The sequence below is a fragment of the Neobacillus niacini genome, assembly GCF_048572935.1.
GTDB lineage: Bacteria > Bacillota > Bacilli > Bacillales > Cytobacillaceae > Neobacillus > Neobacillus niacini.
Map to the genome: position 1 here is coordinate 4,300,184 of NZ_CP183883.1, position 23,202 is coordinate 4,323,385.

The 23,202-nt window shown below is 38.2% G+C and carries 21 protein-coding genes and 1 riboswitch; of the genes, 5 read left to right on the forward strand and 16 right to left on the reverse strand.

Going from position 1 to position 23,202, the window contains the following annotated elements:
- Positions 1 to 150: 150 nt before the first annotated feature.
- The 9 genes from ACN6MT_RS21275 to ACN6MT_RS21315 form a co-directional block, all read right to left on the reverse strand.
- Complete coding sequence (locus ACN6MT_RS21275) at positions 151 to 351, reverse strand: CLC_0170 family protein (protein ID WP_419887931.1); 201 nt, start codon at positions 349 to 351, stop codon at positions 151 to 153.
- A gap of 21 nt (positions 352 to 372) precedes the next feature.
- The gene (locus tag ACN6MT_RS21280) at positions 373 to 1,590 is read right to left on the reverse strand and encodes a Ger(x)C family spore germination protein (protein WP_419887932.1); all 1,218 of its coding nucleotides are present in this window, start codon (positions 1,588 to 1,590) and stop codon (positions 373 to 375) included.
- Positions 1,571 to 2,683, reverse strand: coding sequence for a GerAB/ArcD/ProY family transporter (locus ACN6MT_RS21285; RefSeq protein WP_419887933.1), 1,113 nt, complete (start codon positions 2,681 to 2,683; stop codon positions 1,571 to 1,573). The genes ACN6MT_RS21280 and ACN6MT_RS21285 overlap by 20 nt, the downstream gene beginning before the upstream one ends.
- Positions 2,631 to 4,298, reverse strand: a complete 1,668-nt coding sequence (locus ACN6MT_RS21290; RefSeq protein WP_419887934.1) for a spore germination protein — start codon at positions 4,296 to 4,298, stop codon at positions 2,631 to 2,633. Before ACN6MT_RS21290 ends, ACN6MT_RS21285 begins: the two co-directional genes overlap by 53 nt.
- 268 nt (positions 4,299 to 4,566) lie before the next feature.
- A complete protein-coding gene (locus ACN6MT_RS21295) occupies positions 4,567 to 5,817 on the reverse strand; it encodes a Ger(x)C family spore germination protein (RefSeq protein ID WP_419887935.1) in 1,251 nt (416 codons plus the stop codon).
- A complete protein-coding gene (locus ACN6MT_RS21300; protein WP_419887936.1) occupies positions 5,814 to 6,908 on the reverse strand; it encodes a GerAB/ArcD/ProY family transporter in 1,095 nt (364 codons plus the stop codon). Before ACN6MT_RS21300 ends, ACN6MT_RS21295 begins: the two co-directional genes overlap by 4 nt.
- Positions 6,909 to 6,922: 14 nt before the next feature.
- Positions 6,923 to 8,464 (reverse strand): spore germination protein, encoded by a 1,542-nt coding sequence (locus tag ACN6MT_RS21305; RefSeq protein WP_419887937.1) that lies wholly within the window; start codon positions 8,462 to 8,464, stop codon positions 6,923 to 6,925.
- A 223-nt stretch (positions 8,465 to 8,687) separates the two neighbouring features.
- Positions 8,688 to 9,242, reverse strand: coding sequence for a competence protein ComK (locus ACN6MT_RS21310; RefSeq protein ID WP_419887938.1), 555 nt, complete (start codon positions 9,240 to 9,242; stop codon positions 8,688 to 8,690).
- A 550-nt stretch (positions 9,243 to 9,792) separates the two neighbouring features.
- Positions 9,793 to 11,163, reverse strand: a complete 1,371-nt coding sequence (locus ACN6MT_RS21315) for an MATE family efflux transporter (RefSeq protein WP_419887939.1) — start codon at positions 11,161 to 11,163, stop codon at positions 9,793 to 9,795.
- Positions 11,164 to 11,358: 195 nt separating this feature from the next.
- Here ACN6MT_RS21315 and ACN6MT_RS21320 point away from each other — a divergent pair, with 195 nt between their 5' ends.
- Both ACN6MT_RS21320 and ACN6MT_RS21325 read left to right on the forward strand, forming a co-directional pair.
- A complete protein-coding gene (locus ACN6MT_RS21320; RefSeq protein WP_419887940.1) occupies positions 11,359 to 12,573 on the forward strand; it encodes an MFS transporter in 1,215 nt (404 codons plus the stop codon).
- A 70-nt stretch (positions 12,574 to 12,643) separates the two neighbouring features.
- The gene (locus tag ACN6MT_RS21325; protein WP_419887941.1) at positions 12,644 to 12,841 is read left to right on the forward strand and encodes a hypothetical protein; all 198 of its coding nucleotides are present in this window, start codon (positions 12,644 to 12,646) and stop codon (positions 12,839 to 12,841) included.
- An 88-nt stretch (positions 12,842 to 12,929) separates the two neighbouring features.
- Here ACN6MT_RS21325 and ACN6MT_RS21330 read toward each other — a convergent pair whose 3' ends face one another.
- The gene (locus tag ACN6MT_RS21330) at positions 12,930 to 13,736 is read right to left on the reverse strand and encodes a histidinol-phosphatase (RefSeq protein WP_419956500.1); all 807 of its coding nucleotides are present in this window, start codon (positions 13,734 to 13,736) and stop codon (positions 12,930 to 12,932) included.
- Between the two features lie 184 nt (positions 13,737 to 13,920).
- Here ACN6MT_RS21330 and ACN6MT_RS21335 point away from each other — a divergent pair, with 184 nt between their 5' ends.
- Positions 13,921 to 14,355, forward strand: a complete 435-nt coding sequence (locus tag ACN6MT_RS21335) for a hypothetical protein (protein ID WP_419887942.1) — start codon at positions 13,921 to 13,923, stop codon at positions 14,353 to 14,355.
- 30 nt (positions 14,356 to 14,385) lie between these two features.
- Here the strand turns inward: ACN6MT_RS21335 and ACN6MT_RS21340 are convergent, their stop codons facing one another.
- A complete protein-coding gene (locus tag ACN6MT_RS21340) occupies positions 14,386 to 16,212 on the reverse strand; it encodes an APC family permease (protein WP_419887943.1) in 1,827 nt (608 codons plus the stop codon).
- Between the two features lie 127 nt (positions 16,213 to 16,339).
- A riboswitch (cyclic di-AMP (ydaO/yuaA leader) is annotated at positions 16,340 to 16,481 on the reverse strand.
- Between the two features lie 80 nt (positions 16,482 to 16,561).
- Between ACN6MT_RS21340 and ACN6MT_RS21345 the strand changes: the two genes are divergently transcribed.
- The gene (locus ACN6MT_RS21345; RefSeq protein WP_419887944.1) at positions 16,562 to 16,687 is read left to right on the forward strand and encodes a bacitracin ABC transporter ATP-binding protein; all 126 of its coding nucleotides are present in this window, start codon (positions 16,562 to 16,564) and stop codon (positions 16,685 to 16,687) included.
- 133 nt (positions 16,688 to 16,820) lie between these two features.
- The gene (locus ACN6MT_RS21350; RefSeq protein WP_419887945.1) at positions 16,821 to 18,140 is read left to right on the forward strand and encodes a YheC/YheD family protein; all 1,320 of its coding nucleotides are present in this window, start codon (positions 16,821 to 16,823) and stop codon (positions 18,138 to 18,140) included.
- A gap of 250 nt (positions 18,141 to 18,390) precedes the next feature.
- On the opposite strand, the gene ACN6MT_RS21355 is transcribed toward ACN6MT_RS21350, so the two are convergent.
- The 5 genes from ACN6MT_RS21355 to hutI form a co-directional block, all read right to left on the reverse strand.
- Positions 18,391 to 18,636 (reverse strand): glutaredoxin family protein, encoded by a 246-nt coding sequence (locus tag ACN6MT_RS21355; RefSeq protein WP_419887946.1) that lies wholly within the window; start codon positions 18,634 to 18,636, stop codon positions 18,391 to 18,393.
- Between the two features lie 29 nt (positions 18,637 to 18,665).
- Positions 18,666 to 19,154 carry a metallophosphoesterase family protein gene (locus ACN6MT_RS21360; protein ID WP_419887947.1) on the reverse strand — a complete coding sequence of 163 codons (489 nt, stop codon included), beginning with the start codon at positions 19,152 to 19,154 and terminating at the stop codon, positions 18,666 to 18,668.
- 296 nt (positions 19,155 to 19,450) lie between these two features.
- The gene (locus ACN6MT_RS21365; protein WP_419956501.1) at positions 19,451 to 20,722 is read right to left on the reverse strand and encodes a YjiH family protein; all 1,272 of its coding nucleotides are present in this window, start codon (positions 20,720 to 20,722) and stop codon (positions 19,451 to 19,453) included.
- Between the two features lie 198 nt (positions 20,723 to 20,920).
- Positions 20,921 to 21,928: an agmatinase family protein gene (locus ACN6MT_RS21370; protein ID WP_419887948.1), complete on the reverse strand. Its 1,008-nt coding sequence runs from the start codon at positions 21,926 to 21,928 to the stop codon at positions 20,921 to 20,923.
- Positions 21,900 to 23,198: an imidazolonepropionase gene (gene hutI / locus ACN6MT_RS21375; RefSeq protein WP_419887949.1), complete on the reverse strand. Its 1,299-nt coding sequence runs from the start codon at positions 23,196 to 23,198 to the stop codon at positions 21,900 to 21,902. Before hutI ends, ACN6MT_RS21370 begins: the two co-directional genes overlap by 29 nt.
- Between the last annotated feature and the right edge of the window lie 4 nt (positions 23,199 to 23,202).

The following is a 23,202-nucleotide window of genomic DNA, read 5'->3' on the forward strand; positions in this document are numbered from 1 at the left end:
TAACATGAGTTTGGAAGGTTATCTTCCACATTATTTTATCACTCCACTCTGCTAAAGCACCTTAAAATCCCCTAGTTCATCAGGTTGTTAACGGATACATTTCTATTAAAAGCAAAAAAATGGACTTCAAAAATGAAGTCCAAAAAACACTTACCACATGAAATGAGAGTATATGAAATCTGCAGTCATTAATCCAAAGCCAATGGAAATATTGACCCATCCTAAAATTTTTGACACCTTCTGTTCTGTTTTTAGCGAAGCATTTTTGTATGCTTTTACATCGGTAAGAAGGATTAATCCCCCTGTCACCCAGCAGATTATGATCACATAATTTAAATAGCCAATATACAAGCACGGGACTCCCTTCACCATTTATTTAGATTTCATTCCAACTCTGTGAATATGGGTATCAACCTTTATATCAAACGTAACATTCTGATAGATTTCATTCCATTTCTCTTTTGTTTTTACATTTTTATTCCAATATTTCGGTAATTTAGCTCGAAAATGTTCACCAAAGCCAAAGATATCAGCTTTCTTTTTTTGGGTGCTTTTAATTAATTTTTCAATTGACACTTTCACATTTTTAGAAGTTGCTTTCTCAATTTTTTTCAATATAGCTGAATCAGATAGCTGTATTCTTGCACTTTCCTTTTCATCAATTTCACTTTCATACTGAATCTTGATTGAAACATGTGGTTTGCCATTCTTTAGCATTACTTTCGTTCTCGTTTTTCGGCTAACAGCCCGAACTAAGACTGATTCATTTTTGTCAGGTACTTCGACAAATGCACCATACCCTCCTCTTCCAATTCCTCTTACTGCCATAAAGATACCTATTTGCAACGGATTTGTTTTGCCGACCATTTTATCACCATGAAAATAAGCTAGACCGTTAAGTTGTATGGAAGACTTTCCTTTTAGTTCTAAGTATGGCAGATATGGATCTTGCCCTTTACTAGAGTAAATAGTCCAAAAAAGTCCAATGAAGCTGGGTGGAAATTTCCCTAATGAAGATAAATTATCAACCAGGTCTGCTAAATAAAGGGATGGAATACGTTCCAGTTCCGGGACTATTTTCATATATTTTGAAGCTGATTCCTTTGAAACCACTAGAGAGGCTGTTCTTCGAATTTCGGGATTGCGTCTTAGAAAATCATTAAATCGGTTTGTTCCTGACCTTGCTACTTCCTCACTTAGGACAATAATCCGTAAATGCCCTAGAAACAATTCATCCGCAATTTCCTGCTGCAGATTTAATATGGCATCCTCAAAGGTATGGCCAACAACCTCAATCACCAATACAGGCTTTGCTGAACCCCCAGGCTGCTGTGGACCCAGAGGTATTTCTCCAGGGACTGCAATTTGGGCCGTAACCTTAATCATTTCTTCATCAGGAATCGGAAACTTTTTGCTCAAATGAGAGATTTCATCCTCCTTTTTTCTTTCCTCTTCACTTGCAATATCCACTCCAATCGCCAAAACATTTGCTCTTTGTTCAATCTCTTTACTGTCCCAACACCCAGATAGTAAAGGGATAAAAATACCAAACAACATAGCAACTTTTATTTCACGAAGATTTTGCCACATTTCTTTTCCTCCTCCAGCTCTTGAGGAAATCCATTAGTAAAAGGACTGCTGGATACAAAATCGTAATAAGTAAACCGATTCTTCCAATAAATTGGATGATCTCATACATGTGTAAAATGTTTTGCGGTGCCATCGCCAAAAAAAACACACATGGCAGAATGAAATAAGAAAGTACTTTATGATCCTTTAGTCTGAAAAGCTCCTTAATCGAATGGATGGTAAAGTAATAACTAGAGAATAAGGTGGTAAAAACAGCCAATACCCAAACCGCCAAAAAGATGATATCCAACCTTTGGAGGATGTTTCCCGGTATTGCTGTGGTCCGAGCCAATTCTAAAGTTGGCCAAAAGATTTGTTTAATCTCTTCTGGTCCAAAAATTGCCACCGTAGCAATTACAATTAATAGGTATAAACCTCCTGAAATAAGAATGCCCCAAAAACTAGCCTTTATCGCTTTTTTTGGCGATTTCATTGAGGGAATGATCATCGTAATAATAAAGGACCCCTGAAAAAGAGCTGCAACAGTCAGCATACCTCCGGCCATATTCCACAGATCACTTCCGAAAAATATCGGACGTAAATATAAGGGATTGGCATTCTTTAATGAGAATGCTACAACAATTAAAACAGGAGCCAATATCATCGGTACATAAAGATTATGGATATAGGCAAAAACATTGATATTGTTCCGACAGCTAATGGAGGCTAATAAAAGCATTACAATAACGGTTACCTCCAATGGTGTTTCTCTTAGCACTCCCGTAACGACCACCGCACCGAATTCCCGTGCAGTAAGACTGGTCAATATTAAAAAGAAGATGATAACAAATATACTAAAAATTCTTCCCAGCCATTTCCCAATTATATCTTGACTATAGGTAATAATCGTTTTTTGTGGGTGGCGAATCCCAAGAGAGGTTATAAATACTAAACCAATCGCCGCCAAAAACATACCAGTTAATGTGACAAATGGAGCACTTGTTTCACCTGCTCTGACAGCAAACAATGGCAGTGGAAGAACACCTACTCCTATTATAGTGCTAATTAAGATCGTTGTTGCTTGAAGTGTTGTGATCTCCTTCGGATCCCCCATTGCTTGTGCCCTCCCGCTGATCATTTCCAACTTTATTATGTTCTAATACCTTATTATCTTTTTCCGTAAGTCTGGATTGGTTAGCTGGATGAAGGAAGTCTGGCCTTTTTGGCATCCACCATAAGGGACTTCGTATCACAACATCTTTCATCCCTTGATAATCTGACGGAGAAACAGGTGCCATATATGGCACACCAAATGATTTTAATGAGAGCATGTGATTAAAAATAAAGATAATACCTATCATTACCCCGTATAGTCCAAAAATACCAGCCAATATCATAATCGGAAATCTGAGCATTCTTAATGCAAACGCTGCTGTATAGGTAGGCGTGGCAAACGAACCAATCGTGGTTAAGGCGATAACCACTACTGTAATTGGACTGGATAATCCCGCTTCAACGGCCGCCTGTCCAATTACCAGCACCCCCACAATCGATAGGGCGCCGCCGACTTGTTTTGGTAGCCGGACGGTTGCTTCTCGTAATATTTCCATCGCGATTTCAATAATCAACACTTCGATAACAGCTGGATAAGGAACACCTGCCCGGCCGCCCGCAACTGCTACTGCAAATTCTGTTGGCAGTAGTTCCGGATTAAAGGAGATAAGGGATACATATAATGACGGAAAAATAAGTGAAAACACTAATGCCAATATCCGGGCCAGTCGAACAAAACTTCCCATTAGGAACCTTGATGAATAATCTTCTGTGGTTTGGTAGAACTGATTAAAAACTACTGGAACCAATAATGAAAATGGTGAACCATCGACAAGAATAGCCACGCGACCCTCTATTAAATTTGCGACCGTTTTATCAGGCCGCTCAGTTGATTGGGTCTGCGGAAATGGTGAAAAAGGATTATCTTCAATAAATTGTTCTAAATATCCCACGTCGAGGATGGCATCTATATCAATCTCGGAAAGCCTTTTTTCCACCTCTTTAATCACCGTTTCATTTGCGATGCCTTTAAGGTAACAAATGGCTACCGTTGATTTTGTCAGACGGCCAATTTTCATCGTTTTCACTTGAAAGTCTGGTGTCGGCAGTCTGTATCTTAATAACGCAACATTGGTAGCAATATTTTCAATAAAACCTTCCCGCGGTCCTAGAATGACTTGTTCTGTTTCTGGTTGGGCAATTGCTCTTTTGTCAACTTTTCGCGTTCCGATATGAATGGCTTCCTTCAGACCGTCCATTATAATCACGGTTTCACCGCGAAGCATGAACTCAATTAAATCGTCCAGACATTCTCCAACCTTCGCCTCACTATGATATAGAGTTTCGGTTAGGATGATATCGATTAATTGGGCAAGTGGTTTTTCTTTTCCGATTAAGTGTTCAGGTTCATACATGAGGGGTCTTAAGATATCTTTATTTATGGAATCCTTATTCACTAAACTTGAAAAATACACACAGGCCGCCGAGAAGCTGCCAAAAATTTTAAAATGCTTTATCTTTAAATCTCCGTTATTTCCGAGAATTTCTTTTATCTGCTGCTCAGTCTCACCTAATGAGCTAGAAGTTGGTGTGTTTTCCTTTTGGTGAACTAATTTACTCGGTGTCAACAATTGTGGTTTTTTAAAGGTACGTTTCTTCGGCCGCAATAAGGACACACTCCCACCTCCTAACTAATAATTTTTACCAGCACTGAAATTTTATTCCTCTCTTACCATTGTATTTCGTAATAAAAAAACAGAGATCTAGAGGACCTCTGTTTCCTATATTATTTTAATCTAATGAAGAAGGGACACATCCATATCATTAAACCAATTAAGGTTATCCCGAAAGCACCTAGTTTATTTTTATCCTTAAGCAGGTAATAAGCATGTGCGAAACTATAAAGTCCACCAAAAAGTACTACTGTCCACAGAATAAACTTCACTAATCCCTCACCTTTTCAATTTCTGATTCTTTTATCTGCTTACCGAAACCAATTATTTCTACCTGGACACTTACATCTATCTGAGCAAATGGGTAGTTTTTATTCGACCAATCCCACTCCTCATATTCTTTTGTCGAGCTGAATAAAGGCCGAACATATAATGACCAGTAGAAGGGCTCTGACTTGAATTCCTTTTGTGTCTTTTCTATTAGCGGTACCATATTCTTTTTTATTTCTTTGGCAATCCAATTTTTTAAAATCCTTTGATTTTTTGTATCCCCTGCATAATCAACCATACTCGGTACAGATAATAGCTCAATTTCAATTGGTACCGTCACATCAATTTTCGGAGGACCCTTTCTCTTCTTTATTTTTACATCCGTTGCGGTTTTTTTCTTGACCCTGACCGCAACTTTATATTTTTTATCTAATGGATCAGTAAAACTGACAAACATATCTTCTACCTTCGAGGTATTATCCAGTAAAAGTGAAGCCCTTGTTTCCTCTCCTGTTAGCTTCGCAATCATTTTACCTTCCTTAAACACTGCTGAGCCAATCAACTGTACAGGATTCCCACCATTTTTCGGTACGTTTCCAGCAATGTATTGGTCTTCTTCATGAAATCCCTTTTCACCCTTTTTTTCACTAATAGAGCCGGTAATGGCTAAAAATAAATCAGCATCTCCATCTGTTATTGCAAAAAAACGATTAATCGACGCTTCCGGTACCAATCCTGTCTCTACTGATCGATCGATAATGAATTGGTAGTATTTATGTGGTCTAATGTCCATTTCCGGTTTGTTGTGTTTGATAAATTCTGAGGCCTTCCCCTCTGATACGATGATGTTGGTTTCTCTTCGTACCTCACGTTCTTTTAAAGCAGTACTAATGAATCTTAAAAACATTTCAGATTTTGCTAGTTCTTCGGATACGACGATCGTTTTGGCATGACTAAATGAAATCTGCCTGGTAACAAATGAATTTGCCGTGTTTTTTGCGGTGATAAAATCAGGTGCAGTCAATGTTATTATATTTCTATCTGATTTATCTTCCTGTCCAGTTGCACCTTTAATATTGAGTTTTGGATTAGAAAATTGAAAGGTAACATCAACTGCCTGCCTCTTTTTTAAATCTGTCCCTTCAGCAAAATCTAAACCAATTGCGATGGCATAGGACATTTGCTCTAACTCTTTACGATCCCAGCAGCCTGTAAGAAAGCTGACTAGAACGAGAATAGCTAAAACTTTCAACCCTTTACCGCCTCCTTTAATTTGACCACGATCAAGAGAAACAGCGGCAGGGAAAGCATAAGGTATTTTCCATAGGATAACATTTGCTTCCTTAGCACAAAAATGTTATCAACTTGATTCTCCGGTAAGAGGCCGATTAATAGAATTAGGATAGTTATTGGGATAAGGGTATGTTCAAATTCCTCAATATGAAACACAAATCCAAAAACCTTACTTACCAAATAGATGTAAACAGCGAATTTAACAATGACACTTAATAACCAAAAGGTTAAAAAGAAGGTCTCAATATTCGTGATGACCATTCCTATTGATACCAATCGAATCGCTTCATTGAAAGGATACGTGATTTTTCCTACACTTTGATAATCAAATAACAGGGCATAGGAAAGAAAGAGTGCTGCCATAATAAGAACACTATAAGCCAAAGCCCCAAATAAGCTTTTTGTATAAGTTTTATGATCTTTTACAAATGGATACATCATGGCAATGATCAGTGCATCACCAAACAATGAAACATAATTAAAACTTGTTTTGAGTATCGTCCATGTTCCAGGACCCAATAGTGGAAAAACCCTGTTAAACACAATATCCTTAGTAAGTAAAAAAACCAGCAGAATTAACGCTAATGTAATATAAGGAAAAATCATCCACGCCACAGAACATATAGATTCCCAACCTTTTTTTGCACCCCATAAACAAATGAGTAAAAAGAGGAGATATAATATAAAGGTGGGTGTTTTCGGAAAATTCATGGTAATTAATTGATCGGTATAACTTCTAGTTTCTAATGAGGTATTTATTAGTACGATGAAAAACATCATGGAACCAATTAAAAAGGTCATCCATTTCCCGAAAGCCAAATGGGTAATCTCTAATAGATTTTTGTTTTGGTATTTTTTCAGCAGAGAGTTTAAGGCAATAAAAGATGGCAGGATCATTAAAAATGATCCAATGATAACCATCCAAGAAGCATTTTGAGTGTCCCCAAAAAGAGTTGTTGTTGTCATATCGGTTGCCTTTGTAGCAATCATAAAAACAACAATGCTAAAGAACTCTCTCCCTCCCACTTGATCCTTTTCAACCATCACCATACTACCACCCTATTTCACTTGTTATTAATAGGCTCCTTGGTTAAATCTTTTGTTTTTACAAATGAAGGTCTTATACTTTCATGCGTTAGGACTTTCCGAAATAATGTATCATTTGATGACCTGTATTTTGGTGTTAATGGTGCCAAATATGGAACACCAAATGATTTTATTGTGGTCAAATAAAATAATCCAACCATAAAGATCCCGACCATACCAAAGATCCCAAACAAACTAGCCGCTATAAGGAATCCAAATCTTGCAACTCTAATCGCGTAATTTAAATTTACGTCACTTATCGCGAATGAAGACAAACCTGTTAAGGCTACCACAATTACGACAATCGGACTGACTACATTTGCTTCAACCGCCGCCTGACCTAGGATTAATGCTCCTACAATTCCGATGGTCGGACCGATCGGTGTTGGTACACGTATCCCCGCTTCACGTATCAATTCAAACGCAAGCTCCATTAATAGTAGTTCAAGTATGGCCGGGAATGGGACCATCTCCCGAGCACCCGCAATCGCTAATAATAAATCTGCCGGCAGCATTTCGATGTGATAATTCGTAATGGCAATATAAATAGATGGTGTAAACAAAGTAATAAAAATCGCCGACATCCGGAGAAAACGTGTAAAGTTACCATAAATAAAGCGTAAATAATGATCGTCTGCAGAATGGTAAAACGCCCAAAATGTTGCGGGTGTGACTAAGGCAAAAGGAGAATTGTTCATCACAACGATAACATGTCCATCCTCAATGAAAGAAGCAGCTCTGTCCGGTCTTTCTGTCTGCAGGATCGTCGGAAATAAGCTAGTTTTCCTGTCTTCAATATGTTGAATAAGGAGACCTAAATTTTGGACCGCGTCCTTTTGAATTGCTCCTATTCTTGCCTTTACTTCATTTAGTACTTTTTCACCAGCTAATTCTTTGTTGTAGATAATATAAACTTCATTGTTGGATCGTTCACCGATTACCATCTTTTCGACTGTGAAGTCTTCTGTTCGAATTTTTTTGCGGATCAGAGAAATATTTATATCTGCCTTTTCTACAAATGATTCTTTTGGTCCCAATAACGTTGTTTCATTTTGTGGTTTTTCAACACTTCGTCCAGCTGCGGTACTCGAGTGTATCACATAGCAGCGTGGTACTCCGTCTATAATTAGTAAAGTATTTCCTGTATTTAATTCCTTGATTGCCTTTTTTATTTTTTGTTCTTCATTAATGGAACTGGCGCTTATGATGGATGATACTTCTTTTGTTTCTTTATTACTGTTCAAAAGTAAAGGCTTTATGATATGCTCATCAACCATATTTAAATCAGTTAATGATGGAATATAAAAAATTACCGCTTCTTTCTCCATCATAGGTATTTTTATATGCCTTACCTTAAAATCGACGTTTTGTGGAAAAAAATAGAACTGTTTTATGATTAATGCGTCTATTGATATATCCCCAGAAAAAGAATTGCCTTTAATATCGGATTCATCATCAAGAAGTTCTTTGCTTGTTTCAAATTGGAATATATCGCTCTTTTTAAATAATTTTCTTTTCATTTTGTTTTATACTCCTATAAGGGTTACTTTCTCATTGCTTACTATTTATTTAGTCTTTATTAAATTAGCTAAAATATCCACTTTTCGGATATTTTTCCTTCATATAGCGGTAATAGGACTAGAGCTTATAAAGTTGCCGCCGCCATATTATACTGTGATTGCTTCATTGCTTTAGCAAATAATCAAAGAGAGCAGCATCCATTAAGAATGCTGCTCTCTTTGATTATTTTTTCTCAAGGAAATAATTATTTTCATTTGAGCTTTTAACTATATAATAGCCCTTCTTTGGTTCAACATAGAAATTTAAAGGGCAATTTAAATTAGTGGTTAAAGCTTCCTGTAGCTGAACTGCCTTTTGTCGCTTGTTGTTAAAGGCTCTTTCAGACATATCGATTAAGATTGTATGACCAAAGCTTGTTAAAACCTCAATTTGACGGGTTCTAATCGAATTTGTAGTTTTTACATGAATAAGTGATAACCATATGTTACAATGGCACTTCCTATTCTTTGTAGGAAACAATATAATGCCCAGCTGTGGATTGACACATATCGGATGCATTCTAGTTGGAGAAAGCAGATATTTTGCACTACGTTGGTCTGAAAGTAAATTGGACCTCACATGTAATAAGGATTCCTCGATTATCGTAATGGGATTTTGTTTTACAAGGAACATCTCTTTCCCTTCAATTACCCTAGACCATACTTCTCCTCGATTATGGTACTCGCCTGTTAGTAATACCGTCTTTTCATTAAGCAGGTGTTTATCTCTTATGTCCATAAAGTAGTCACCCTCTTTTTCTAGTATTAGTGGTTGATTATTTTAAGAATAAGAGTATACTAACCATACAGTTGTATACTCAACTTGCCTTGCCCTTGGGTATGTGTCCGCCAAGATCATTACCCGAGGGTGATTATTTTAACTATGTTTCCATCATACTTTTCCACATCATTCCTCCTCAAAAATAGTATATTTTACTAGAAGATATAAAGTAAATCTGTTGTAAATAAATAATTTTTTTGTTGCTCCTAACATACTTTTCAATCGTAGTTACCCATATTGACGAACGTTTACTTTGCACGTATAATGATTATTTATTTATTTTCGACACATACATTTCTTCAAAAAACATTTATCTTTGTCCTCCATTTCAACAGTTTTGCTATTTTCAGCAGATTTTACACTCAATTCTAATAAATCTTTCAATTTGTTAACTGAAAATTCATAAATACACAGAAAATACATATTTGTTTATTACTCTTACAAAAAAATCTTACCCTATTATAGAGTAAGATTTTTGTTTACATAATATTTTTATATGATTCTTTTGTTATACTGCTTCTAATTTTTGTGTGTCGATGAATTTTCTTTTTTGGATGTAGGTTAGCCTCCATGATAGTGCTATACCGGCTGCTAACAAGCCTGCGGTAAGTCCCAGCCAATAACCGGTTGCCCCTAATCCCGTAAAGTTTGCAAGACCGTAGCCAACAGGGAGACAGATTAACCAGTATGCGACTAACGTCATAACAAAGGCAAGATTAACATCTTTATATCCCCGTAAGGCAGCCTGTGCCGTTACTTGAATGGCGTCACTAATCTGGAAGAACAATGCAAAAATCAAGAAATGCGCCGTTAAGTTAATGACTTCTGCTTCATTCGAGTAAAATCCAGCCACTTGATAACGGAATAGAACGACGAGTACCCCGGTAATCAATGCTATTAAGATAGCAAGATAAATGCCTAGCCAGCTGTAGCTCTTTGCGTCCTTATATCTTCGTGCCCCTACTTCATAACTTACAAGAACCGTCTGTGCCATCGATATGCTTATCGGAATCATGTATAGGAAAGAAACGATGTTTAATGCTGATTGATAGGCAGCAATGGTTGTAACATTAAATTTACTTAATAGAATGGTCACAACTGCAAACATACTTGTTTCAAAAAAGGTTGATAGTCCCATTGGTACACCAATTTTCAGGATTTCCTTACACTCTGCGAAGGAGAATTTCTTCAAATTCTCAAACACGGGAAAATTTGAGTATGGTTGCTGCGTTTTTACAATGAAGACCGTCATTCCAGTTATTACCCATTCTGTGATAGAGGTTGCATAACCAGCACCCGCACCTCCAAGTTCCGGGAACCCCCAATATCCAAAGATCAACACATAATTCAAAAAGAAATTGATGGGTAATGACAAGAGTAGGATATACATTACAACCCTTGTTTTTCCTAATGCATAAATAAATGACCTTAGCACGTTAAAAATAAATAACGGAAGAATCCCGTAGCTAAGACCAATCAAGTAGTCAAATGCTGTTTTTTGTACGTCACTTGGGAGATTCATTTTATCTAAAAGTGGATCTAAAAAAAATACACCAAGAATAATCACCATTATCGTAATCATAACGGAAATGTAGAGTCCGTGTCTGACAACCGAAGCCACTTCACTGCTCCTCTTTTCCCCAAAGCGTTGAGCTGCAATTGGAGAAACCGCTAGCAAAATTCCACTGATGCCAGTAAATATAGGGTTCCAGATGGACGAACCAATCGCAACTGCGGCTAAGTCTGAAGAGCTATATTTTCCTGACATAATCGTATTAAAAAACACCATTGAAAACATACCAAGCTGAGTAATTAAAATAGGTATGAGCATGACAAAAATTTGCTTTGTCTTTTCCTTTAATGTAAACGTCTGATTCATATGAAAAAACTCCTAGAAATCTGTAATATGAAAGCCAAAGATTCATTATACTGGATTTCAACTAACTTGAGTATTATTTGTTATGCAAAACTGTAACTTTTTTGCTAAATAATTTTAAAAAGTATTATATAGAAATTTCGGATACCGTAGTATAATAGTATCGTTATTGATTAAAAGAGAAACTGGTGAAGAATCGTGCGTACATATAATGAAAAGATTAGTATCTATCATGGAATGGTTTCTACCATTGCTATCAACCTTGCAGGCAACTTTTATCCCATCTTTGCGATCTCGATTCTTGGAGCAACCAATTATCAAGTTGGATTAATAAGTTCTCTTCCACCTTTAATTGCCCTGTTGATGACCATTCCTGCTGCCATTCTATTAAATCGTTTGGAGACCCAGAAAAAAACCGTTGCCATGTCCGTTTTAGGGGCTCGGTTGTTATTTTTACTTCTCATCGGAGTTGTTTATATCTCCACCTCCTACCAGGCATGGGTATTCTTAATCATTATTGCGTTTATGAATGTACCCGCAACCATTGCGAACATTGGCTGGCAAACATTAATTAGCGGGATGATTAAGGACGAACGAAGGGGTTCTTTTTTTAGTGATCGTAACCGCTTATTGACGATTGCAGGAATGATTTCCACATTAATTATCGGCATTATCATGAAGAACCAAACAAATAACGAAACAGCCTATCAGTGGTTATTTTTCACAGCCTTACTTTTCGGATTACTTGAAGTGTTTTTCCTAATGAAACATAAAGAGACAGTCCAAGCGATTTCCACTGCCAAAAAATCATCGATGGATTGGTCGATTTTTAAGGATCATGGTTACAAATGGTTCCTGATTGCGGCACTTTGTTTTAATTTCACTTGGCAGATGTCCTGGGGTATATTCAATATTTATCATGTGAGAATTGCAGAGGCGACGATACTTTGGATTAGTATCTTTTCGGTGGCATGTCAATTGGTACAAATCTTTACTTTCCCTATGTGGAAAAAATGGGCGGAGGTAAAATCGAATACCCTCATGCTGGTATGGGCTGCGCTAGGAATGGCACTTGTTCCCTTTCTAACCGTCTTATCTACCAATTTGTTTTATTTGACTTGCGTTCAAGCTCTATCTGGATTTTTCATTTCTGGGGTTGTGCTCTTATTGTTCAACCTTCTGCTGGAGCAATCACCCGCCGAAACGAGAACGTATTGTATTACTACCTATAATGTACTCCTTTCATTTGTTGCCTTTATAGCCCCTCAGCTTGGTATTTTGCTACTAGAGGGACTAGGTATACAAACAGCAATGGAATTAAACTCTATATTGAGGATAGGAAGTGCATTTGTATTCCTTCTTATGTATTCACGCACCAGAAGATTTACTAAAGCTATGTTAGTAAAAAACTAGCAATTTTTCCTAGTAAATTGGCATTTTCTGTATGACTCAGTTGATATACTAGTCTTATGGAGGTGGTCCTTTGCCAAAAGGAAGTCAGGAAACAAAGTCTCATACAACTACCAACAACAATAAAAACACAGTACATGTAAACAACAACTTCAATCTAACCATTAACCTTGGAGATTCATTAAACCTACTAGCGCTAATTGGTGGTATCTACCTAATTAGAACCTTATTCAAAAGGTGCAATCAAAAACAACAGCAAGAAAAAATGTAATGGACTGCAGCTTCCATTACATTTTTTTTGCTCCATTGTGCCTCCATGGTGCCACCTACATGGTGCCTGTCACCATTTATGCAGTTATTCATAGTTTGACTGCATATCGCTTTCTTGATTTAAAGTACACCCATTCTTTGAAGCCTATTTCTTTGAGGCGGGCTTGGACGAGGTCAAATTCGTCTCCGACTCGCTCTGGGTCATGGGCGTCTGAGCCAAAGGTGACTTTTACTCCGTGATGGAGGGCCATTTCTAATATGTCATCGGCGGGGTACCAGCCTCCCACGTATTTGGTTTTTCCTGAGGTGTTGATTTCGATCGCGATATCGCATTCGGCTATCACCTTTAAGGTGTGTTCCACTGCGGCAGTTTGTATGTTAGAAAAGTCAGGATAGAAGCCTTTCATCGCATCAATATGACCAAGAATTTGAAACATGCCGCTAGCGGCGGATTGTTCAATTAATGAATAATAGGTTTCCTTCGTACGTATTTGTTCTTTTGTACTCAATCCTTCCCAGCGCTCTTTCTTAAAAATGCTCACCCCATCAACATGATGAACAGAACCAATAATATAATCAAATGGATATCGTTCAAAGTACGTTCTATAGGTATTGACATGTTCGGGAAAGAAATCTGCCTCAATTCCTAATAAGACATCAATTTTTCCAGCATACTCTTGTTTTAACTTTAGGACTTCCTCTACGTATTCAGGAAATTGACTTGTTGCCATGGTTATGTGTGGGAAGGGATGATCCTCTTTACTTGAAAAATAGGGGGTATGATCAGAGATTCCGATTATATTCAAACCCTTTTCTACTCCGGCTTCGATATAATCACGTATACTGCCCCTTGCATGCCCACACCGGTCATGGTGTGTATGTAAATCAAATTTCACCATTTGTTTATCACCTCTCCATATTTTCCCATACTCTGGTCCTTTCAATCAAATCCATAATACTATAAAACTTTTCAGTAAATCGAATCGTATATAGACTTTTCCATTTTACTCCATTCCTTGTCCAATCCAAAAGGCAAACTTTTTCATATATATAAGTAATATTGTGAATGAGAGGTGTTTTATGGAAAGTTGTAACTGTCGTAGAAACGTATCGGCAACGGCCGTTCCAGTCGAAACCTTAATTAATCGTTTCCCTTCTTGCGGCATTATTACTGTATCTGCACGAATTTGTGATGTTGAATGTAAAGCCAATAATAGTTTTATTTCCATTCTTTATGGTGACGATATAAATCAAAACAATAGCTTTGTTTTTACATCCGCTGCTCCCGGTTTACCAACCTATGAACCCGTATCCGGCGGTGGTATCGGTATGATTTTAACAGCAGAAGGACAAGCCTCCGGAGTCAACTTTTATGACAATGCCGTCCTAACAAACATACATTTTTTGCATGAAACGATTATCGGTACTGCTATCTGTTCGATTATCTTAACTTCGAATGGTCGGACGTTTGAAGTTCCAGGATGTATCTTCACCAATCTAGGAAACAAAAATTAAGCAGCTCCCAAAACGGAAGCTGCTCTTTAATTATTTTTTCAAATGATATGGTACTGTTGTAATAATAACATTTCTTTTATATAACAGATATGCTTTTATTAGTAAGCTTGATTGGTTGTGCAAGATATTGTGCCAGCCTTTTTTTGGAATGAATTGTGGAATGACAACTGTCACTCGGTAATTCGCTTCACTGGCTTTATGCTGAACAGTATCGACAAATTTTGTCAAAGGCTGGATGATACTCCTATAATAGGAATGCAGGGTGACAAGTCTTACATCCGGCTGCCACTTATTCCATTTTTCCTCGAATTTCTTTTCATCGTCCCTTTCAAAGGAAACATAGACTGCAAGTACTTGGTCGGCACCCAGGGATTTTGCATAATTCAGTGAGTTTTCAACCACTTGCGTAATCCCTGCAACAGGTACAATGATAACATTCCCTTCTATTGGCACTGCAGGCTCTTCACAATTTAATCGCAGCTGCTCTCCTACTGCTTCATAATGCTTTCTAATTCGGTAAAAGACAAAAACAATCACTGGTAAGAAAACTAATACTGGCCAAACCTGTGCAAATTTAGTTAAAAAGAACATAATAGTTACGACAAAGCAGATAATAGCACCCATGGTATTAATAATAAGCTTAGACACCCAGCCCTGAGGCTTTTCACGAAGCCATTTTATCATCATCCCCGTTTGAGACAAAGTAAACGGAATAAAGACCCCAATGGCATAAAGTGGAATTAAGTGCTCCGTTTGGCCTTTGAAAAAGATGATTAACAAAATGGATGCTAAACCTAATGTGAGAATTCCATTTGAATACCCTAATCGGTCGCCTCTTATCTTGAACATTCTTGGAATAAATTTATCATTCGCAAGATTGACTGCCAGCAATGGAAAAGCTGTATATCCTGTATTTGCCGCAAGAATTAAAATCAAGGCCGTTGTACCTTGTATAAAGAAATACATAAAATTACGTCCAAATGTTTGCTCCGCAATCTGAGAAACAACTGTAACCTTTTCATTGGGAGTAATGCCATAATAATAAGCTAACATTACAATCCCCGAAAATAAGATTGCCAGTAGTCCCCCCATTGCCGCCAACGTTTTAGCAGCATTATTAGGAGCTGGATCTTTAAAGTTCGGAATGGCATTCGATATCGCCTCAACTCCGGTAAGGGCTGAACTGCCTGAGGCAAATGCCCTTAAGAGCAAAAATAAAGATATACCAGCAATAGGTGTTCCAACTGGTGTATGCAATTCTGCTGGGACCTGCCCTGTTAAAATATTGAATATTCCTACACCAATCATAATAAATAAAGCTAGGACGAATAAATATACAGGATATGCTAAAATAGTAGCAGACTCTGTTACACCTCTCAGGTTTAAAGTAGTAATAAATATGACAAAAATAATCGCAATCCCCACGTTATGGTCATGCAGGGCTGGAAAGGCTGATGTAATGGCGTCGGTTCCAGCAGATACACTAACAGCTACCGTTAAGATATAGTCAACTAGTAATGACCCACCCGATATCAGCCCATAATTGATACCTAAGTTTTCCTTTGATACTACATAGGCTCCTCCACCATGCGGGTAGGCAAAAATAATTTGTCGATACGATAAAATTAGTGCTGCCAGTAAAACCAATACACCGATTGCAATTGGAATCGAATACCAAAAGGCTGCCGCACTAACCGTTACGAGGACAATGAGGATTTGCTCCGGACCATAAGCCACAGATGATAATGCGTCAGATGAAAGAATGGCCAACGCTTTTGTTTTATTTAGCTTTTGTTCCCCTAATTCTGTTGATTTTAAAGGTCTGCCGATTAATAATCTTTTGACCGAAGATACCATATGCTCTGCACCACCGAGTTTTCTATTAAGTTACTTTTCTTATCTTGCTAAAAAAACACAAAAAAATGCCTGCAAGTCAAAGATAAATAGACCTGCAGACATAATAATTTTGTCTCACAAGCTCCACCTTCCTTCTCATTAACGCTTACGAGGTTAGCTGTCGGATTCGGGCCATTGAGTAGCCCTACCTATTAAAGGATTCACCCCTTGGATATACTATCCATATGAATGGGTCCCCCGCACCAATTTGGTCTCAGCGATTTAGAAATATGAAACTGTGATTATCATACTCCTGTGTTTCTCAAATGTAAATCATAATTTTTAATAAATAAAGATTGGAGAAAAATATATGTCTAAAAAGAAAAAGCCTCTTTTGAGTGATGAATTTTTAGATGAATTGGCATATGAAATCAATGAGTTATATGGACGCCCTGGAGAAGAAAACGAAGAAAATAACCATGAACAAGATGATTAAACCTTTCAATAATAATTTCACAATAACAATGGTACACTTGTCCAAATTGTAAGAATCGCCCCCATTTTTAAGACCATCTCTATTATTGGTACATATAATAACTTATCCAATAATATGGTTTGGGGGAATAAAAATGAATAATGTTATTCTGCTATCAAGAAACACCTCTAACAGTGGGATATTAACCTTACATCCCGTTTTAGCAGAATCAATGGGAATCACTCAAATTACGGCAAGAAAAATCAGGTTTGGAGCAAAAACCTTTCAATCAATTGTAGACACCTCTGATGAACTGCCGACAAATGGGGCAAGCCTATCTGATGATATTTTGGACATGCTTAATATACCACAGTATTGCAGTCTTGAAATGAAGCAGAATGGCAACGAAATACACATTGGACCCTTTATCGGCTTACTTGCAGGATATTATCAAAGCTCGATTAAAAAATATCTTGATCATCTTCGTGATTATGTTTTACTTTATCGTGAAATTAAGGGTGCCATCCTCGTCTTTTCTCTTGACCGTGTGGATAAAGTCAATCAGCTGGTCGAAGGTTACCTTTATAATCCACGAACAAAACAATGGGATGAAGGAACCTACCCATACCCAGCCTCTATTTTTGTGATGACATCTTCCGTGAGCACCGCCTGGATACAACATTTCAAAACGATTATCGGAAATGTCGTTTTTAATGATTTCTTTCTTAATCGATGGAGTATTCACAAAAAATTGGCTAGTTCCATCGGGGTAAAATGTTATCTTCCTGACACCAATCTTTATGGCTCACCTCAAGATCTATACTACTTTTTAAAGAAATTTCCTAATTTAACGGTCAAACCGCTTAACAGTTCCAACCGGCAGGCATATAGAGTTTTACTAAAAGATTCAAACTCACTTGTAATAACAAATTTAACAAATTGGGAAACAAAGAATTATAGATTTAATAATCGTGATCAAGCCTATTCAATCTTTAGTAAATATTTTAAAGATGGAGAAAACCTCATACAAGAATCCATTGATGTAACTGGTTATCGTACCATCACCATTCGGTTTATTACGGTTAAAGACGATACAGGTCAATGGCAGGTTATGGGTTCGTTTACGAGAGGCGATCAATCTGTAAAAAACGATGGTAAATTACTGCCATTGGTCAAATTTGAAAAGGAAATTGTAAAAGATTTCTTGCAGCAAAGTGATTTGCATGCTTCCTTGACCTTTGAAGAATTGAACAATATTGCGATTGATACGGTACATGAAATAGAAGGTTTGGGTGTACATTTTGCAAACGCAGCTATTGATATTACGGTTGGAGAATTAGGTGATATCTGGATTTCAGAGATTGACCACTGCAACCCATCACATGATTTTGCTTTAGTAGCTGGATACCCAGACCTTTACTATGAAATTTTAAAAACCAATATGCTTTATGCAAAGAAACTTGCAGGTTTTTAACAGTAAAAAGTGCTTTTATCAAAATTGATAGCAAAGAGTGGATTGGAGCGAAAGGTGCTTGACTCCTGCGGGATGTAGAGGAAAAGTCGAGACCCCACAGACGCGCAGCGTCGAGGAGGCTCGACTTCCTCCCCGCGGAAAGCAAGCACCTGTAGCGGAAAGGAACGGTCCATTTGTATAAAATAAACTACATTCTATACAAAAAGAGCCAAAAGAAGAGACTGTCGAGAGTTTCTCGGCAGCCTGAGAGCTAAATAGCTCTTTTTGCTGTTTCGATTATTTCCTTTAATTCATTCGTAAAACCTTTCACTGCTTTATTGCCTAACACGGTTACGGGAACACCAAGAAATCCGTACTTTTCCACTTCAAGTTGATATTCGGGATTTATTGAGATATCTCTCACTTCATGTGGAATGCCTTCCTCAGTAAGTACTTTTTTCACCATTGTGCATTCAATACAGTCGTTAGTTGTATAGACGATAACTCCTTTTTCCATTGCTTCCTCCCCTTCCACCTGTAGCTACTCTACTTAAAAAATATATGTTCTGCCGTTATTCTATCACTAATGGTGAAGACCCCAAAGGAAAACATCTTTTGTTTTCTTTTGTCAGTTGGGGAACCTGGGTTAAAAATTAAAATGTCCCCTTCATACCGCTTAACAGGAATATGTGAATGTCCAAAGATAATACAGTCAACCTTCTCTCCCTTAAATGCTTCAATGGCACGTTTCTCAGTTGTTTTTCCTTTTCCATGGCCATGAGTAATACCAAATCTAAAACCGCCAGCTTCAACAATCTTTTTTGATGGTAACAATGCGATTATTTCCTCATCATCCACGTTCCCATAAACACCCTCAACCCTGCCATACGTCCGCAATTGATGATAAACATCCAGCGTCTGCCAGTCACCCGCATGGATGATTAATTCAGCATCTTTTAATTCGTCTAATAATCTCTCAGGCAATCCTTTTTTTCGTTTTGGTAGATGTGTATCTGAAACTACAACCATTTTCATTTGTTATCCCTCTTCATTTTTTGGAAAACATGTATCTATTTTTGAGCAAGTACTCCTATTCAACATTTTTTGACAAATAGCCGCCGCAAATGTCTATTCCTGCGCTTTCCCGAGAAATGTTTTCTGAATTTCATGAATTTTTAAAATTATTAACACGTATCCTCTACAAAATAATCTATCAATGGATTTATTTCAACAACAGCTTTCGCGATAATTTGATGTTTTTCGTGATTTATTATATATCTTTTCATAGTATAAAAAAACTGTTCCCCATTTAAAGAGGAACAGTTTATCTTTTATAGGATTAAGTACGCTATAGGTGCAGTTAAGAGTATGGTGAATACTACCCTTTCGAACCAAATCACGACGAGTTTTCCAATGGTTAGTGGAATTTCTGTTGATAAGATACAGGGTACTACGGCTGAAAAGAAGATAATGGATGATACTGAAACGACAGCGATCACGAACTTTGTCACAATGGCAGCCTTGGTAACTAACAGTGCCGGCAAGAACATCTCTGCGATTGAAACTGCGCTTGCTTTTGCGGCCAGCATTGGGTCAGGTAGTTGAACGAGTGCGGTGAAAGGATAAAATATATAACCCAGCCAATCAAATACTGGTGTAAATTCAGCTAATATCAGTCCAAGTAACCCCACAGACATAATGGACGGCAAGATTCCCATGGTCATGATAAAGCCATCCTTAAGATTGTCCCAGATATTTTTACCTAAGCTTGAAGATTGGTCAGCAGTAATCATCGCTTCTTTCCAGGCTGTTTTAACACGGTCCTTCTTAATAATGACCTCCTCGTCACCCTCCATGTCCTGGTAATACGATTCACTCATTTTATTTAACGGCCAAATTCTTACAGTAATAGCAGTAACGAGAAAGGTTACAACAAAGGTGACCCAAAAATATGCGTTCCATACTTCCATTAGATTCAATGTTTTTGCGACCACAATCATAAAGGTTGCCGAAACCGTTGAAAAACCCGTGGCAATAACGGCTGCTTCTTTAATGGAATATTTACCTTCTTTAAAAACACGGTTGGTAATTAACAGACCAATGGAGTAGCTTCCTACAAAAGAGGCTACTGCATCAATGGCTGATCTTCCCGGCGTTTTCCAAATCGGTCTCATCACTGGCTGCATGAATATACCGATAAATTCGAGCAGCCCGTAACCTACAAGGAGGGCAAGAAAAACAGAGCCAATTGGAACTAACAATCCAACGGAGATCACTAGTTTGTTAAAAAGGAATGGTGCCATATTAGGATCAAAAAACCATTTCGGACCAAAATTAAAGACAAGCATAATCGCAGTCACAAGTCCAAAAATTTTCAGAATTGAAAACACGGTGGTAACCACATCTTTATTCCATGACCGTGTGACAAATGGATATATCGCTCCTAACAATATGACCAATAATGCATAATAAGGTAAAACACTTGGCACCGCAAGTTGTATATATGAAACCAAATGATCCAGCATAATAGAAGACTTGCCATTCAAAGTAACAGGAACAAAAAATACAAAAATACCGATTGCGCTAAAAACAAAGAACTTCATACTATTTAACAGATTACTATTTTGCAATTCTGGCTGCTGCACCTGCTGTACCGGCTGATTTTCCATACCCAATCCCCCTTGCTCCAATTAAATCCCTATGTTCAAAATACTTCAATTCCTAACATGTCCACCTCAGGCGGACAAATGTATTTTAACGGTGCCTGTCACCAGGTCTAGCAGCTAGATATCAAACGCTATCTAGTTGCTAGCACTCTGTCGAAGCATGACTCCCGTTAGGAAGGTGAGGAATACGTGTGTTCCTAGTTTAACGGTTGGCTGGACGTGTGTGTCTTTTAATGGGTCGAGGCAGACGATGTCCATTGCTTTTACTTTTGGATGACGTCCTGCTGCTAGTACCCCTTCTAGCAGTTCTTCTGTTGTCATGCCCCCCGGCGTTGATGCCGGTACCCCAGGAGCATAGGCAATATCTAACACGTCCATATCTACCGTTAAATAAATGGTGTCCACCTTTGAAGATAGTTCTTCTAAGCATTGCTGAACAGTTTCTTCTATCCCCTTTTTACGTGCTGTACGAAGTGTAAAATAATTGACCCCTTTTTCCTCGGCATACTGTTTTAAGTCCTTCGTATTAAAAAAGCCATGCAGACCAATGTTGTACATATGACTGCCGTCAACCACTCCACTCTCAATTAAGTTACGCATAGGTGTTCCATTGGAGGGACCATTATCTGACATGTCTCGCAAATCAAAATGGGTATCAAATTGTAAGATGCCAATTTTATCAGAAGGCTTTGCCTGCTTCATTCCTTTTACCATCATGGCGGTGATGGAGTGATCACCGCCAATCGCACATACCTTTGAATCATGAAAATGGCTATGGACCATAGCAGAAGCCTGGATGATGTTGTCATGACACTTACTTATATCCGTGACATGCATCGGAACGTCCCCGATGTCAAGTGCTGTCATCTCAGCTAAATCGACATCCTCATCCAGATTGTAGGTGGCAAAGCTCCGCCAGGAACGTCTGAAGGCTTCGGGAAATTCAGATGCACCAGAAGCACTTATCGATGAACGAGACAAAGGAACACCGAGAATCACAACCTCGGCCTCCTTGCTCCTTTTGACATCATTCAAAGTCGTGATGGGCTGAATCCATTCGTGGACCTTAGACACTCCCCCACTCTCAAGGTTAACCCAAGTAAAGCTCGGTGGATTAATTTTTGGATAGAGAAATCTCTTCAAGCAAATGACCTCCTCTGACAACCACCACTCCATTTTTTATTACCGTATGCGTATGATTCACTCCATAAGAATATTGAAGTTTCATATAGTTATCTACACTAAACATGGTAATGTCGGCTTTCTTACCAACCTCCAAACTGCCAATTTCCTGACCGCGATTAATCGCATGTGCGGCATTGATTGTGGCTGCAGTAATAACCTCTGCAGGAGTCATCCCCATTTTCAAACAGCCTAAATTCATGATAAAAGGCAGTGACACCGTTGGAGAGGAACCAGGGTTACAGTCGGTAGACAACGCCACAGGTACTCCCAAATCAATCATTTTACGACCATTCGCAGATTCTGCCATTAAAAAGTAAGCGGTCCCCGGCAGAAGCACACCAACCACACCTTTTTCAGCCATCGCTTTCATGCCTTTTTCTGATGCACGTAATAAATGGTCTGCCGATATCGCTCCAACCTCAGCGGCCAGTTCTGCCCCTTCATATGGTTCAATTTCATCCGCATGAATTTTCGGTATTAGCCCGTGGCTCTTACCAGCTTCAAGAATCCGTTTTGATTGCTCTGGTGTAAAAACACCATGCTCACAAAAAACATCATTAAATTCTGCTAATCCCATTTCTGCTACCTTTGGAATCATTTCATCAATCAATAATTCTACAAATTTATCAGGATTCTCTTTATATTCTTTCGGCACAGCGTGTGCACCCATAAAGGTAGAAACTACATCGATTACATGTTTTTCGTTAAGCATTTTCGCCACTTCAAGCTGTTTAAGCTCCGTTTCCCACTCCATCCCATAACCGCTTTTCGCTTCAACCGTTGTCACACCGTGAACCAGGAATTGATTTAAGCGTTCTAAGCCTTCTTCAAAAAGCTCTTCATGTGAGGCTGACTTTGTTCTCCTAGTTGTCGCATGAATCCCGCCGCCGCTATTCATGATTTCCATGTAAGTGGCACCCTGCAGCCTCATATTAAACTCATTTTCTCTGCTCCCCGCAAAAACTAGATGAGTGTGAGGATCCACTAAACCTGGTGTGATAAGCTTCCCACTTGCGTCCACTATATCCGCTTCACCCAGACGGTCTGCATATTTTTCAAAAAGCTCTCCATCTTTTCCTACATCCCAAATGACTCCGTTCTCAATCCAAACACTTCCATTTTCAATTAAACCTAAATCTGACATCGCTTCCTTTACAAGGGGAGCATGTGAACCCCCCTGTAAGGTCACGAGCTGCGAAGCATTTCTTATAAAAATTGGCTTCCTCACCCGA